Source organism: Pseudomonas sp. ABC1, from assembly GCF_013395055.1.
Taxonomy (GTDB): domain Bacteria; phylum Pseudomonadota; class Gammaproteobacteria; order Pseudomonadales; family Pseudomonadaceae; genus Stutzerimonas.
Genome location: NZ_CP058349.1, coordinates 406115 through 420612, shown reverse-complemented (window position 1 = coordinate 420612; position 14498 = coordinate 406115). Strand labels below are relative to the sequence as shown.

The window sequence follows — 14498 nt, the reverse complement described above, 5'->3', positions numbered from 1 at the left end:
CTCCTCGGCTCTAGATGGCGGGCTGGATGCGGCGCTGCAACAGGTTGATCAGCAGCAGCATGATGAACGAGACGACCAGCATCAGTACGCCGATACCGGTGGCGCCGGGATAGTCGTACTGATCGAGCTTGGAGACGATGAGCAGCGGCAGGATTTCCGTCTTCAACGGAATGTTGCCGGCGATGAACACCACCGAGCCGTATTCGCCGACGCCGCGCGCGAACGCCAGGGCAAAGCCGGTGATCCAGGCGGGCAGCAGGCTGGGCAGCAGGACGTGCCAGAACACCTGCAAAGGCTTGGCGCCCAGGCAGGCGGCAGCTTCTTCCACTTCACGCGGAAAGTCGGCCAGTACCGGTTGCAGGGTGCGCACCACGAACGGCAGCGTCACGAACACCAGCGCCAGGGTGATGCCCAGTGGGGTGTAGGCGATCTTGAACGGGAACAGCGAGCCGATCATGCCGTTGGGGGCATAGAGCGCGGTCAGGGCGATGCCGGCGACTGCGGTGGGCAGTGCGAAAGGCATGTCGACCATGGCATCGATGATGCGCCGGCCGGGGAAGGTGTAGCGCACCAGCACCCAGGCGATGACGGTGCCGAGGATGCCGTTGAGCAGGGCCGCGAACAGGGCGGTGCCGAAGGACAGCTTGAGGGAGAACAGTACCTGGCGACTGGTGATCAGGTTCCACCACTGGTCCAGGCTGAGTTGCAGGGAGTAGACGAACATGGCGCCCAGCGGGATCAGCACGATCAGGGCCAGGTAGGTGATCGTGTAACCCAGGGTCAGCCCGAAGCCGGGTATGACCGGGGAAGTTCGACGCGACATTGGCGAGTCCTTTGGTCAGGGTTTCACAGGCCAGGCCCCTCGCATGGAGGGGCCTGGCGCACATTGCGGTTACTGGTTGATCTTGTTGAAGATCTGGTCGAACACACCGCCGTCGTCGAAGTACTTGGGCTGTGCTTTTGACCAGCCCTCGAAGTCCTTGTCGATGGTAACCAGTTTCAGATCCTTGAACTGATCCTTGAACTCCGCCGCCACTTCGGCATTGCGTGGGCGGTAGAAGTTCTTGGCCGCGATACGCTGGCCTTCTTCGCTGTAGAGGTACTGCAGGTAGGCTTCGGCCACCTTGCGGGTGCCCTTGCGATCGACGTTGCGGTCGACCACGGCCACCGGCGGTTCGGCCAGGATGGACAGGGACGGGGTAACGATTTCCAGTTGGTCGCCGCCTTCTTCCTGCAGCGACAGATAGGCTTCGTTTTCCCAGGCCAGCAGGACATCGCCCAGTTGACGCTGCACGAAGCTGATGGTCGAGCCACGGGCGCCGGTGTCCAGTACCGGGGCGTGACGGTACAGCTCGGTCACGAACTCCAGGGCTTTTTCCTCGCTGCCGAATTTCTCGCGGGCATAGGCCCAGGCGGCGAGGAAGTTCCAGCGTGCGCCACCGGAGGTTTTCGGGTTCGGTGTGATGACTTCCACACCGCTCTTGACCAGGTCATCCCAGTCCTTGATGTTCTTCGGGTTGCCCTTGCGTACCAGGAAGACGATGGTCGAGGTGTAGGGCGTGCTGTTGTCGGCCAGGCGCGACTGCCATTTCGGGTCGATCAGTTGCTGGTTGAGGTTGAGTGCGTCGATGTCGCCGGACAGCGCCAGGGTCACGACGTCGGCCTGCAGGCCGTCGATCACCGAACGGGCCTGTTTGCCTGAGCCGCCGTGGGACTGCTGAATGGTCAGCGGTTTGTTCCCTTCAGCCTGCCAGTGTTTGTTGAAGGCCTTGTTGAATTCCACATACAGCTCGCGCGTCGGGTCGTAGGACACGTTGAGCAGGGTCTGTGCCGTGGCCGGGCCGGCGATGAGTGCACTGGCCAGGGCCGCGAGGGCAAAACGACGGATACTCATGGTTGTTGCTCCTTGAAGACAGATAGAAGTTCGAAGTGCTTGCAGGTAGGCGCTGGGCCGCCTGCGGGTGTACGGGTGCTTCTCTGGTGTCTGGCGTGTTCGCGGGCCTGACTCAGGAGGCTGCCTTGCCGGCAGGGCTCTGCAGGCGGAACTTTTCCTTGCGTTCGATCTGGACGACCTGACCGTTGTGCACAGTGATCTCCACCGCACCGAAACGAAGGCCGCGCAGAGCGTTCTGGATTTCGCTCAGGAGTGCTGCCTGATCCTGACCGTCGACGCTTCGTAGGGGTGCGCTCATAACTCTTGGCTCCATTGACCGGGTTTCTGCTCCGGCCAGTCGTTGCCTGAGCTTGGTGCGGATTATTGATCAAGCAAGGTTATTCTTTAAAAGAATATTTAATAATGTTCATATTCTTTTTTGTTTTGTCTGGTCGTTGGGATCAAGGATGGCGAGCCACCGTCTTTCCGAGGTGGATCGGGAGTGGCTTTTATTCCATTTTGGAATTTAAATAAAAATATTAATTATTTTTTGCCATGTCCAAGGCGGCATAGAGTAGCCATCCATTAGGTATGGCAGCGAACTGCCAGCCCCGACTAGCCAACTAGAGGACATGCCATGCCAGCCCTAGCAGTGACAACAAACCCCACCATTACCACCCAACGCCCGGAGAGCGTGCAGGAAGCGTCCGCGCTTTCCGCCGAGGCGCTCCTGGCCAGGGGACGGGCCAGGGCAGAAGCGGATGGCGTCGGCTATGCCGGCAGCCTTTATCCACCCGAGGCCTGGGCGCTGGTGGAGGCGGGCGCGGCGACGCTGATCGATGTCCGCACCGCGGAAGAACTCAAGTACGTCGGCAGGGTTCCCAACAGCCTGCATATCGCCTGGCAAAGCGGCCCGGCAATGATCAAGAACCCGCGCTTTCTGCGTGAGCTGGAAAGCCGGGCCGGGCGCGACAAGGTCCTGGTGCTGCTGTGCCGCAGCGGCAAGCGTTCGGCGGCGGCGGCCCGGGCGGCGACAGCAGCCGGTTTCGAGCATGTATTCAATGTGCTGGAGGGTTTCGAGGGCGATCTCGATGCCCAGCAGCAGCGCGGCGACTCGGGCGGCTGGCGGCACTGGGAGTTGCCCTGGGTTCAGGACTGATGGCGACATGCACCTGAGCGGCGCGTAATATCCAAACCACCCCGGCAGGCCATGCGCCTGCTTTTCCGGATAGTTTCTATACGAGGCGAGGCCGCGGCGCTGCCGCGAGCCTGCCCGATGGGCCTGATGATGAGTGATGAGCTGAATTCGAAGCAGCCACCCGTGGCGAATCTGTGGCAACTGGATCGTATCGTTGGCGAACTGCGCGAGGCGCGCAGGGCCTGGCGCAGCAGTACCGGACGCAGCCAGGAGCCGGGCGGGCGCGAACTGCCGTCGCGGGCCGCGGTCGGGCAGGTCGTCGAGAACCTTTCGGGAGCCTTGTTCCCGATGCGCCTGGGGCCGCACGACCTGCGCCAGGAAAGCGAGGACTTCTACGTCGGACATACCCTGGATGCCGCACTCAACAGCCTGTTAGTGCAGGTTCGTCTCGAATTGCGCCATGCCGCGCGGCAGCGCGCTGGCGAGCCCGAGGCGAGCCTGGGTATCCATGAGCAGGCGCGGACCATCGTGCGGGATTTCGCCGAAGCCCTGCCCGGTTTGCGCCGACTGCTGGACACCGACGTACTGGCCGCCTACCACGGCGATCCGGCGGCGCGCAGCGTCGATGAGGTGTTGCTGTGCTACCCGGGCATCCTGGCCGTGATCCACCATCGCCTGGCCCATCATCTGTACAACGCCGGCCTGCCGCTGGTGGCACGGATGATCTCGGAACTGGCGCATTCGGCGACCGGTATCGACATCCATCCGGGGGCGCGTATCGGCGAAAGCTTTTTCATCGACCATGGGACTGGCGTGGTGATCGGCGAGACCGCCATAATCGGCGACCGCGTGCGCATCTATCAGGCCGTTACCCTGGGGGCCAAGCGTTTCGAGTCGGATGACTCAGGTCAACTGCTCAAAGGACAATTGCGGCATCCTATCGTTGAGAACGATGTAGTGATCTACGCTGGGGCAACCATCCTCGGGCGCATCACCATCGGTGAGGGGTCCACCATCGGTGGAAATGTCTGGTTGACGCGCAGCGTGCCCAAAGGCAGCAACGTCACCCAGGCGAGCATACAAAACCAGGTGGGCAACGTGGGGTAGTCGTCGACGAACCATCCCGGCCCCACGAATCGAACTCATCTGGAGCTATTCATGGCCGACAACCAGGATGTACGCCTGGCGTTGGGCGACAGCGCTGCGCGCCAACTCGCCAATGCGACAAAAACCGTCCCTCAACTTTCCACCATCACGCCGCGCTGGCTGGTGCACCTGCTGCAATGGACACCGGTCGAGGCGGGCATCTTCCGCCTGAACCAGGTGAAGAACCCGCTCAACGTGCAGGTGGCCTGCACCCAGCGCGATGAGTCGGTGCTGCCGCAGACGTTCGTCGATTATGACGCGCAGCCGCGTGAGTACTTCCTCAACGCCGTGACCACCATTCTGGATGTTCACACCCGCGTTTCCGATCTCTACAGCAGCCCGCACGATCAGATTCGCGAGCAACTGCGCCTGACCATCGAGACGATCAAGGAGCGCCAGGAAAGCGAACTGATCAACAACCCCGAGTACGGGTTGCTGGCCAGCGTCGACCCGGCCCAACGCATCTCCACCCTGACCGGCGCGCCGACCCCGGACGACTTGGATGAACTGATCGCCAAGGTCTGGAAGGAGCCGGCTTTCTTCCTCGCCCACCCGCTGGCCATCGCCGCCTTCGGTCGCGAGTGCACCCGTCGTGGCGTGCCGCCACCCACCGTCAGCCTGTTCGGTGCGCAGTTCCTGACCTGGCGCGGGCTGCCGCTGATTCCTTCGGACAAGGTTCCGTTCGACGACGAAGGCAAGACCAAGATCCTGCTGCTGCGCGTGGGCGACAAGCGCCAGGGCGTGATCGGCCTGTACCAGCCGGGTGTCGCCGGCGAGCAGAGCCCAGGCCTGTCCGTCCGCTTCATGGGCATCAACCGCAACGCTATCGCCTCCTACCTGATCTCGCTGTACTGCTCGCTGGCAGTGCTGACCGAGGATGCTCTGGCAGTGCTCGATGACGTGGAGGTCGGCAAGTACCATGACTATCCAGACACTTACAAGTAATCCCCAGGCCCTGCCGGATGCTTCCGCACCCGCCGGGCTGCCGGACCTTGGCGTGCTGACGCAACTGGCCAACGAGCTGTTCTCCAGCCTGCCCGGTGGCGGTACGCCGCAACCGAACGGCGTGCCAGCCTCTGCGCCGGCCTCGCTGCCGCATGAAGCGCCGCTCCAGGCGACACCGCCGGCGGGCGTCGCCGATGGTCTGGACCTTGGTTCGCCGCAGGCCTATACCGCTGCGATTCCCCAGGTCTATCCGGGGGCTGCGACCGTGGCACCGGCCGGTGGCGGTGCGCCAGCACCGGCATCGCCTTACTACTTCACCGGAGACGGGGCCGGCTACCCGGCCGCATCGGCGGGAGAGGCCGTGCCTGCGCAGGAAAGCCGTATCGACGCGCAGCCCTATGCATTGCCGGGCGGTGATGCGCTGGGCGATATCCTGCAGTCGATCATCAGCGAACCCAGGAATGCGTCGGCGAACCCGTCGTCACGCGGATCAGGCGGGCAGTTTTACTTTCTCGACGATGCCGGGCATGCGCCAGGTATCGAGAAGGCGCCGGAGCGCTCGGGGCAGCCACAGGCCGCCAGCACGGGCGGGCTGGACGTACAGGCGGTGCGCCGTGATTTTCCGATCCTCGCGGAGCGGGTCAACGGCAAGCCGCTGGTCTGGTTCGACAATGCCGCGACCACGCAGAAGCCCAAGGTGGTGATCGACCGCATCAGCTACTTCTACGAGCACGAGAACTCCAATATCCACCGCGCCGCGCATGAACTGGCGGCACGGGCGACCGACGCCTACGAGGGGGCACGCAACAGTGCGACCCGTTTTCTCGGGGCACGGTCGAGCAGCGAGATCATCTTTGTGCGCGGCGCCACCGAGGGGATCAACCTGATCGCCAACACCTTCGGGCGCAAGTACATCGGCGCGGGGGACGAGATCATCGTCTCCAACCTGGAGCACCATGCCAACATCGTGCCCTGGCAGTTGCTGGCCAAGGAAGTGGGGGCGAAGCTGCGGGTGATCCCGGTGGACGACAGCGGACAGATCATCCTCGAGGAGTACGCCAAGCTGCTCAACTCGAGGACGCGGCTGGTCTCCGTCACCCAGGTGTCGAACGCGCTGGGCACGGTGACGCCGGTGCAGGAGATCATCGCCCTGGCGCATGCGGCCGGTGCGCGGGTGCTGATCGATGGCGCGCAGTCGGTGTCCCACATGCGCGTCAACGTGCAGGCGCTGGATGCGGACTTCTTCGTGTTCTCCGGGCACAAGGTGTTCGGGCCGACCGGTATCGGCGTGGTCTACGGCAAGAAGGACCTGCTCGACACGCTGCCGCCCTGGCAGGGTGGCGGCAACATGATTGCCGACGTGACCTTCGAGCACACCCAGTTCCAACCGGCGCCGGCGCGTTTCGAGGCCGGTACCGGCAACATCGCCGACGCGGTGGGGCTGGGCGCGGCGCTGGACTACGTCGACCGCATCGGGTTGGAGAACATCTACCGCTACGAGCATGACCTTCTGGTCTATGCCACCCGCGGCCTGTCTTCCATTCCCGGCCTGCGCCTGATCGGCACGGCGGCCCACAAGGCCAGCGTGCTGTCGTTCGTCCTCGACGGCTACCGCACCGAAGAGGTGGGCGCGGCGCTCAACCGCGAGGGTATCGCGGTGCGTTCTGGGCACCACTGCGCGCAGCCGATCCTGCGCCGCTTCGGCGTGGAGGCAACGGTGCGCCCGTCACTGGCGTTCTACAACACCGTGGGTGAAGTCGACCTGCTGGTGGATACGGTGCGCCGGCTGGCCCGTGCCAAGGGCAGTAGCCGACGCGGTTGAGTCGGTGTTGAAAAGCAAAAGGCCGACAGGGTTTCCTGCCGGCCTTTTGCGCTTTTGCGGGGGTATCGCCAGGATCAGAAATCGTAGCGAGTAGTCAGCATTAGGTTGCGTGGTTCGCCGTAGTAGATGGAATTGTAGAAGCCGATATTGGTGTAGTACTTCTTGTCTAGGACATTGTTCATATTCAAGGTGGTCGACAGGTTTTCGCTGATGCGGTAGCGGGCCATCAGGTCTAGCAGCCAATAGGCGCTCTGGGTCACGTTTTCTGTGCCGCGCACGGGGTTGGTGACGCTCTGCCAGGCCTTGCTCTGCCAGCGGGCGCCGCCGCCGAGCGTCAGGTCATCCAGAGCGCCCGAGAGTTTGTAGCTGGTGTGGATGCTCAACTGATCCTCAGGTTCCCAGGTCGACAGCTTCTTGTTACCAGTGCCGTGGATGGTCTTGTGTACATAACCTGCCTGGACTTGCCAGTTCGTTGCCAATTCCCCTGATATTTCCAGCTCGTACCCTTTGGTCTTGGCCTTGACGCCTTCATAGGCGTAGGTCAGCCCAGGGTGGACAGGGTTGCTGTTGTATGCGGTGTCGGCTTCGGCCCGATTGTCCTGATGCACTTCGAAGTAGGCCAGGCTGGCGTTGAGTCTGCCCTCGAAGTATTCCCCCTTCAGCCCGAGTTCATAGTTGTCGCCGGTATCCGGCTCCAGTGCTTTCTGGTTCCGGTCCAGCTTTGATTGCGGATTGAATATGGTGGTATAGCTGGCATAGACCGAGTAGGTGTCGTTGAGGTCATAGACCAGACCGGCATAGGGCACCAGACGCCCGGTTTCCCGCGAATTTGTATCGCCTGTACGGCTGTAATTGGCCAGCCTGCTACCTAGGATCAGTGCTAGGTCGTCGGTCGGTTTGAAGCGTGCGGTGATATAGCTGCCCAACTGGCGGGTGGTCTGCTCATTGACCATGAAAGCCGATCCCCAGTTAGGCTCCGCAACGTTTCCATTCCAGTTGTAGAAGTCGCTGACATTGCGGTTGTAGGCGCTATTGTAATAACCCTTTCCATCCCACTTGGCTTGGGAGCCACTGACTCCGGCGACCAGATCATGCTCACGCCCCAGCCACTGGAAGGGACCCTGGGCATACAGTTCGACGGAGTCGCTCTTTGTTTCTCCCGTGTATTTGCCATGGAACATAGTAACGCCGGTGCCTGTGACTGGGTCAGGATACGAGCCGCTGGCTGACCCCATTGCGGCGCGATAGCCGTTGATCTTGTGACTCAGCTCGCCTTTGGCGATCCAGCCATTGCTGAACTTGTGTTCCAGAGCCGTGAAGATTGAGCGGGTGTACTGCGCCCAGCCGCTCCAGTCAGCGCCTGGATTGAAAGAGCGAGATGTCTCGACCAGGTCGCCACGGTTGTCATAAAGCGGAATGCCACCCCAACTGGAGCCTTTGGGATTGTTGTCCTGATAGTCGGCCCCAACGCTCAGCAAGGTGTCCTCGCCGAGGTCTATTTCGAGAATGCCGTAGTAGGTACTGGTCTTGCGCTCGTAATGGTCCTGGAACGAATGCTTGTCGTTGTAGGCGGTAACGGCTCGTCCGCGGATGTTGCCCGATGCCGTCAGGGGGCCGGAGATATCCAGCTCACTGCGATAGTTGTCCCACGAACCCACACCAAGGGAAGCGTGACCGGCAAACTCTCGGGTGGGTTTCTTGCGTACCAGATTGATCGTTGCTCCAGGAGCGCCCGCACCGGACAGCAGGCCGGAGGCGCCCTTGATCACTTCTATGCGGTCGTAGATCGAGGTATCGCTCAAGGTGGCGCCAGATGAATAGGCGTCGTCCCTGAGGGTCGGGATTCCGTCGTACTGGAAGTTCTGGATGGTGAAGCCGCGAGAGTAGTAGAACGTCCGTTCGCTGTCGTAGGTGCCTACACTGACCCCCGGCGTGCGGCGCATGACATCGTCGATTCCGTTGAGCCCGAAATCATCCATGTATTGCCGTGTCGAGACAGTGATGGTTTGCGGTGTTTGCCGGGGCGTTAATACCAGGCGGGTTGCTGTTGCGATGGTAACGGCTGCGTAGGAACCACTGCCTTCGGTAATGGTACCGAGCTGGTTGCTGACGACATTGGTGGCACTCAGTTCCAGAGCGTTTTCAGATGAGTTGATCGGGAGCAGCAGGTAGCGTCCCTGTTCCGCCAGTACGGCTTGCAGGCCACTGCCGGCCAGCAGTTGCCGCAGCCCGGAGGCGATGTCGTACTCGCCGCGCAGGCCATTGCTGCTCAGTCCCTGCGTCAGCCTGGCATCGAACGACAGCACCACGCCGGCTTCGGCGGCGAAACGGGTCAGGGACTGGCTCAATGCTTCCTGCGGCAGTTGGTAGTGCCGCACGGCGTCCTGTGCATGCACCAGGGCAGGGCTCAGCAGCAGGCTGGAGCAGAGCAGGGCACGGCGGATGGCAGCAGGTAGCGGGTTGATCCGGGCGGTGGCCGGCAGGGGCTTTCTCATTTCGACGGTTTCTCTTCTGGTTGGCAGGCGGCGGGATGCTGTCCGCCTTCATGGGTCGAACGAGAACGTGAAAAAATATCATCCTCACTGAAAAAATCCGTTTCTACGAATTTTCCAGCGGATCTGCTGCATGCGGCGCGGGATCGTGCTCTTGCCTGCGGGTATCCGTACCACTGTCTTTGGTGATGACTGTGGAAAAGGCTCGTTGGCCATAAGCCCGCGCACCTGGGTTCCCGCCTGCGCGGGAACGACGAGTGGGGTAGAGCTACAGGGATGTATTCATGCGTGTTGCCTGGAGGGGCGTCGGGTTCGCGATGCGATGTACGTCAGCGCCCCACGACGCTGATCCAGTAGTCCGTGCGCCGTTCGATCCGCACCGGCAACGAAGATGCCAGGGCGCGCAGGATCTGCTCGGTATCGCGCAGGTCGAAGGTGCCGCTGATACGCAACTGCGCCACGGCGGGGGCGCAGCGCAGCCAGCCACGGCGATGGCGCGCGAGTTCGGTGATGAAGTCGTCCAGGCGCCAGTCGTTGACGATCAACTGGTTCTGCTGCCAGGCATCCTGGCCAGGGACAACGGCAGTCTGCCGGAGGATGCCGCTGCGGTCGAAGATTGCCTGGTTGCCGCTCTCCAGGCGTACCGGCTGGCCGTCGCTGGGGGTGATTTCGACGCTGTGCTGGTGGACGGCCACCCGGGTCTGCCCGTCGTCCAGGCAGCGTACCGAGAAGCGCGTGCCCAGTGCCCGCACCGTGCCTTGTGCGGTGCGTACGCGTAGCGGGCGGCCTGCCGGGTCGGTGGCGCTGGCCAGCATGATCTCGCCCCGGCGCAGTTCCAGCAGGCGCTGCTGGCTGTCGTAGCGAACATCCACGGTGCTGGCGCTGTTGAGGTGCAACTGGCTGCCGTCGGGCAGGCTGTGCGACAGGCGCTCGCCGCTGGCCGTGTGCAGGTCGCTCAACCAGGCGTCGAAGCTGCCCTGGCGGTAGCCGCCCCAACCCAGCCCACCGGTGCCGAGCAACAGGGCGATGCCCTTGAGCAGTGAGCGGCGTTCGGTGGTGCGGCGTTCGCCTGCCAGTGCCAGGGTTCGTCCCGCCTGGAGCGGGGCGCCGCTCAGGCGTTGCTGCAAGCGCTCCGCCTGCTGCCAGGCCCAGGCGTTGAGCGGGCTGCCGTCATGCCAGGCCTGCCAGTGTTGGCGCTCGGTGGCGCTGAGGTCTTCGCTGTGCAGGCGGCTGAACCAGTGTGCGGCCCTGGCCAGTGCCGCTTGCTGTTCTTCACTGAGAGGGGGCATCTAGTGCTCTTCTGCTTGCAGGGCGTAGAGCATGCAGTGCTGTGCGGCCTTGGCCATGTTGCGGTTGACGGTGGCCAGCGAGATGCCGAGGGTTTCTGCGATGCGCTGGTAAGGCAGGCCTTCGAGTTGCGAGAGGATGAAGGTCTGGCGCACCTGCCGGCCGAGCCCGGCCAGCATACTGTCCAGCGCTTGCAGGGTTTCCAGCAGCAGGGTCTGTTCCTCGGGGGAAATGGCGTAGTGCTCGGGTTGTTCGCTGAGCACCTGGAGCCAGGCACGTTCCAGCCTGTCGCGGCGGAAATGGTCGATCATCATGCGCCGCGCGATGGTCGCCAGGTAGCTGCGCGGCTCACGGATTGAACCGATGCTGTCTTCGTTCTTGAGGATGCGCAGGAAGGTGTCCTGGGCCAGGTCGGCGGACAGCTCGCTGCAGCCGGTACGCGAGCGCAGCCAGTTGATCAGCCAGCGGTGGTTGTTGCGATAGAGTTCGGTGAGAGGAGAGCCGGACGGCGGCCTTGACGCATGCATGGCGATCTCGGGATCGATAAGATGATAATCATTCTAGATTCGACCCGCTCCGGCCCGCAAGGCATGGGCGCATGCCTTGCGGTTGTGTGCCGGCGTGTATCAGACCTCGCTCTGCTGGCCTTGCAGGAGCGTGCTGTTGAGCTTCTCGGCTTTTTCCAGGGCTGGCGCATCGAATCGCTCGTCGGTGCTCATCACGCCGGAGAGCAGGCGTTCGAGGCTTTCCTTACCGTTGAGCAGCAGGCTATTGGCACTGTGCAGGGCTTCCAGCAGGCCCTGGGCATATTCCTTCAGGGCCGGGTTGACGGCACTGATGGCCTGGCCGTCGCCGCTGTTGCCGGCGACGCTGCTGTAGGTGTCGGTGGCCAGGCGCACGCTGGTCTGGGTCAGTTGCAGCGACATGGAGTAGAGCTGCTCGCCGTCGAGTTCCAGTGCCAGGGCCTGGTCGAAGGCACCGTCGAGGTCACCCGAGAAGAAACGGTCCGACAGTTCGCTGACCTGTCCCAGCAGTTTCTCCAGCGCGGCTTTTTCCTCGTCATCCAGTTCGCCTTCGACGCTGACCTGCAGGCCGCTGATCTGCAGGAAGCCCTGTTCGCTGCGCCCGCTGCTGCTAGTGCTCTGGCTCCAGGCCGCTGACGACTGGGCGATGGAGATGCGCAGCAGGTCGCCGTCGCGGGTGGTCACCGAGAGTTCGAAACTCGAAGCCTGTGCGGCGAAGCGCTGGCTGGTGGAGGCCTGGATCAGGTTGCTGGCGCCAGTCGTCTGGGCGTAGTCCTTCTGCAACGAGTCGAGCCCGGTCTGGATACGCGAGTAGGTGTCTTCGATATCGCTGGCGACCTTGCCTTGCAGCACGCCGAGGCTGTCGAGTATGTCCTTGGCCTCGCCGATGCCCTTGTCCACGCCCTTGCGGATCTGGCCGAGTACGTATTCCAGGCGTTCCGGGCTGGCGCCTGCGGCACTCTCGCGCTGCAACGCGCGTTCGGCGTAACCGACGACACGCTCGGCGACTTTCTCCGGGGTGTAGTCACTGGCTTGCCCGCCCAGGCTGCCCGGTTGCAGGCCGAGGCGTTCGGCGATGCGATTGGTCAGTGTCTGCTGGGCGTTGGCGGCTGTCGGGGTGCTCTGTGCCTTGTAGAGGGCCGCGGCGCTGCTCGAAGGGCTGGACAGGGAGGACAACAGGCTCATAGGGCTATACCGAAATGTAGACGGACGTTGCCATGTTGGCGGCGGCGATGCAGGGAACTTTAATGTGGGCGATCGGCGGAAGGTCGGATGTGCGGCCACCGCTTGCCGCGATGTGATACAAACCGGCCGAGCATGGGCAAGAAGGAGCCATTCATGGGGAGCGTCGTAGGGGCTGCGGTCTACAGCCAGGGGCGGAAGGTCGCCGATATCAGTCTGGACGAGGGGCTGGAGTGGTCGCGCAAGCCCGAGCATTTCGTCTGGATCGGCCTGCATGATCCGAGTGGCGAGGAATTGCGCACGCTGCAACGGCAGTTCGGGTTGCATGAACTGGCCCTGGAGGATGCCTTGCAGCGGCACACGCGGGCCAAGCTGGAGACCTTTGGCGATGCGCTGTTCCTGGTGGTCTATTCGCCCTTGCGCATCGATGGCGAGCTGAAGTTCGTCGAGACGCAACTGTTCGCCGGCAAGGGGTATGTCATCAGTGCGCGTTACGGCAATTCGCCGTCCTATGCCCAGGTGCGCCAGCGCTGCGAGGCCCGCCCGCTACTGCTGGCGCATGCCGAGGACTTCGTGCTGTATGCGTTGTTGTCCTTCGTCATTGAAAGCTACCACCCGCTGATGGACACCTATTACAGCGAGCTGGAGGCCCTTGAGCAGAATGTGCTGGAGCGTCCGCTGACCCAGACCGATGTGGAGGTCATTCACCGTCTGCGGCGTGACCTGCAGCGCCTGCGCCGCCATATCGGGCCGCTGGCGGAAATCTGCCAGGAACTGCAACGGCTGGATTTCCCCTTCATCGACAAGCATATGCGGCCTTATTTCCGCGACGTGGCGATCCATGTCAGCCGCTTGCTGGAGGATGTCGGCATGCAGCGCGAGATGGCAGACCACGCCATCGAGACCGGGCTGTTGCTGGAGGCGTCGCGGCAGAGCGTGACCCAGCGCAAGTTCGCCGCCTGGGCGGCGATCCTGGCGTTTCCGACTGCGGTGGCGGGGATCTACGGCATGAATTTCCGCTTCATGCCGGAACTCGAGTGGCAATACGGCTACTTCGGTGTGCTGGGATTCCTGGCTGTCGGCTGCGTCAGCCTGTATGCCAGTTTCCGACACTACGGCTGGTTGTAGGGGACGCCGTGCACAGGGCGCACCCTGTGCGGGTTGCTAGCGGTTCCAGGCGATGAAGTGCAGCATCCAGGCGCCGACGGTGCGGCCGTGATGTTCGTGTTGCAGGCTGTCCAGGGCGGTCTGGTAGAGCTGCTCGCCGTAGTTCGGGCGGCGCAGGTCGAGCAGGGCGCGTGAATAGTCGGTGACGAACTCGGGGTGCCCCTGGAAGCACAGGACCTGATCGCCGATGCAGTAGGCCGCGTGGGGGCAGAAGTCGCTGGACGCCAGCAGGGTGGCGTTCTCCGGCAGGCGCGTGACCTGGTCCTGGTGACTGATCAACAGGGTCAGTTCTTCCACTGCAGGCTGCATCCACTCCGGACGATGTTCCAGCCGGTAGCGGTGCAGCCCCAGCCCCCAGCCGCGTTCCGCACGTCGCGTCTCGCCGCCGAGCAGCAGGGCCAGCAACTGATGGCCAAAGCAGACGCCCAGCAACTTGTCACCGGCGAGGAAGCGCTCCAGCAGGTATTGCTTGAGCGTCTGTATCCATGGGTCGCTGCCAAAGGAGTCGGCCTTGCTGCCAGTCACCAGATAGGCATCGTAGCGTTGCCCGGCGGGTGGGTAATTGCCCTGGAAGACATTGAATGTGCTGAATTCCGCCGTGATCGGCTGGTTATCCAGCAACTGCTGGAACATCCGCGCATAACCCTGATAACGCTCGCTCAGATCGGGGTGGAGAAGATCGGTTTCCAGAATGCATATCCGCAGCGGCATGGTGCAGTGATCCCGTGTTTTCAAAGGGTGAGGATGGCAGAAAAGACTGCCTGTCCGGCAGGCCCAATGCAACTGGGCAATCGTGCTTTGTAGAGCCTTGGCGGAAGAAATCTGCCGACAGGAGAAGCAGGGGTTGCGCGGGTGCTTCGTCGATCAGGGTACGTAGTATGATCGCCGCCTTTCGGGGGTGGGTTTTGCCGTTTGCCGGTGC

General features: G+C 62.8%; 13 protein-coding genes. 5 read left to right on the top strand and 8 right to left on the bottom strand.

The annotated features are described in order from the left end of the window. Positions 1-10: 10 nt before the first annotated feature. The 3 genes from cysT to oscA form a co-directional block, all read right to left on the bottom strand. Positions 11-823, bottom strand: a complete 813-nt coding sequence (cysT, locus tag HW090_RS01625) for a sulfate ABC transporter permease subunit CysT (protein WP_179111837.1) — start codon at positions 821-823, stop codon at positions 11-13. A 69-nt stretch (positions 824-892) separates the two neighbouring features. Beyond that, positions 893-1894, bottom strand: a complete 1002-nt coding sequence (locus tag HW090_RS01620) for a sulfate ABC transporter substrate-binding protein (RefSeq protein ID WP_179111836.1) — start codon at positions 1892-1894, stop codon at positions 893-895. 112 nt (positions 1895-2006) lie between these two features. After that, complete coding sequence (oscA, locus tag HW090_RS01615; protein WP_179111835.1) at positions 2007-2192, bottom strand: sulfur starvation response protein OscA; 186 nt, start codon at positions 2190-2192, stop codon at positions 2007-2009. Positions 2193-2510: 318 nt separating this feature from the next. Here oscA and HW090_RS01610 point away from each other — a divergent pair, with 318 nt between their 5' ends. From HW090_RS01610 to HW090_RS01595, 4 genes are all read left to right on the top strand, one after another. After that, positions 2511-3032, top strand: coding sequence for a rhodanese-like domain-containing protein (locus HW090_RS01610; RefSeq protein ID WP_179111834.1), 522 nt, complete (start codon positions 2511-2513; stop codon positions 3030-3032). A gap of 129 nt (positions 3033-3161) precedes the next feature. Beyond that, positions 3162-4118 carry a serine O-acetyltransferase EpsC gene (gene epsC, locus HW090_RS01605; RefSeq protein ID WP_179111833.1) on the top strand — a complete coding sequence of 319 codons (957 nt, stop codon included), beginning with the start codon at positions 3162-3164 and terminating at the stop codon, positions 4116-4118. 51 nt (positions 4119-4169) lie between these two features. After that, positions 4170-5102 (top strand): family 2A encapsulin nanocompartment shell protein, encoded by a 933-nt coding sequence (locus HW090_RS01600; RefSeq protein WP_179111832.1) that lies wholly within the window; start codon positions 4170-4172, stop codon positions 5100-5102. Next, the gene (locus HW090_RS01595) at positions 5077-6924 is read left to right on the top strand and encodes a family 2A encapsulin nanocompartment cargo protein cysteine desulfurase (protein WP_179111831.1); all 1848 of its coding nucleotides are present in this window, start codon (positions 5077-5079) and stop codon (positions 6922-6924) included. Before HW090_RS01600 ends, HW090_RS01595 begins: the two co-directional genes overlap by 26 nt. A 74-nt stretch (positions 6925-6998) precedes the next feature. On the opposite strand, the gene HW090_RS01590 is transcribed toward HW090_RS01595, so the two are convergent. From HW090_RS01590 to HW090_RS01575, 4 genes are all read right to left on the bottom strand, one after another. Then, positions 6999-9419, bottom strand: a complete 2421-nt coding sequence (locus HW090_RS01590; RefSeq protein WP_179111830.1) for a TonB-dependent siderophore receptor — start codon at positions 9417-9419, stop codon at positions 6999-7001. A gap of 326 nt (positions 9420-9745) precedes the next feature. Continuing rightward, the gene (locus HW090_RS01585; RefSeq protein WP_179111829.1) at positions 9746-10705 is read right to left on the bottom strand and encodes a FecR domain-containing protein; all 960 of its coding nucleotides are present in this window, start codon (positions 10703-10705) and stop codon (positions 9746-9748) included. Further along, positions 10706-11230 carry a sigma-70 family RNA polymerase sigma factor gene (locus tag HW090_RS01580; protein WP_179111828.1) on the bottom strand — a complete coding sequence of 175 codons (525 nt, stop codon included), beginning with the start codon at positions 11228-11230 and terminating at the stop codon, positions 10706-10708. Between the two features lie 99 nt (positions 11231-11329). Beyond that, a complete protein-coding gene (locus HW090_RS01575; protein WP_179111827.1) occupies positions 11330-12412 on the bottom strand; it encodes a DUF5610 domain-containing protein in 1083 nt (360 codons plus the stop codon). A gap of 153 nt (positions 12413-12565) precedes the next feature. Here HW090_RS01575 and HW090_RS01570 point away from each other — a divergent pair, with 153 nt between their 5' ends. Continuing rightward, positions 12566-13537 (top strand): magnesium and cobalt transport protein CorA, encoded by a 972-nt coding sequence (locus tag HW090_RS01570; RefSeq protein ID WP_179111826.1) that lies wholly within the window; start codon positions 12566-12568, stop codon positions 13535-13537. A 36-nt stretch (positions 13538-13573) separates the two neighbouring features. Here the strand turns inward: HW090_RS01570 and HW090_RS01565 are convergent, their stop codons facing one another. Continuing rightward, positions 13574-14287, bottom strand: coding sequence for an amidotransferase (locus HW090_RS01565; protein WP_179111825.1), 714 nt, complete (start codon positions 14285-14287; stop codon positions 13574-13576). Between the last annotated feature and the right edge of the window lie 211 nt (positions 14288-14498).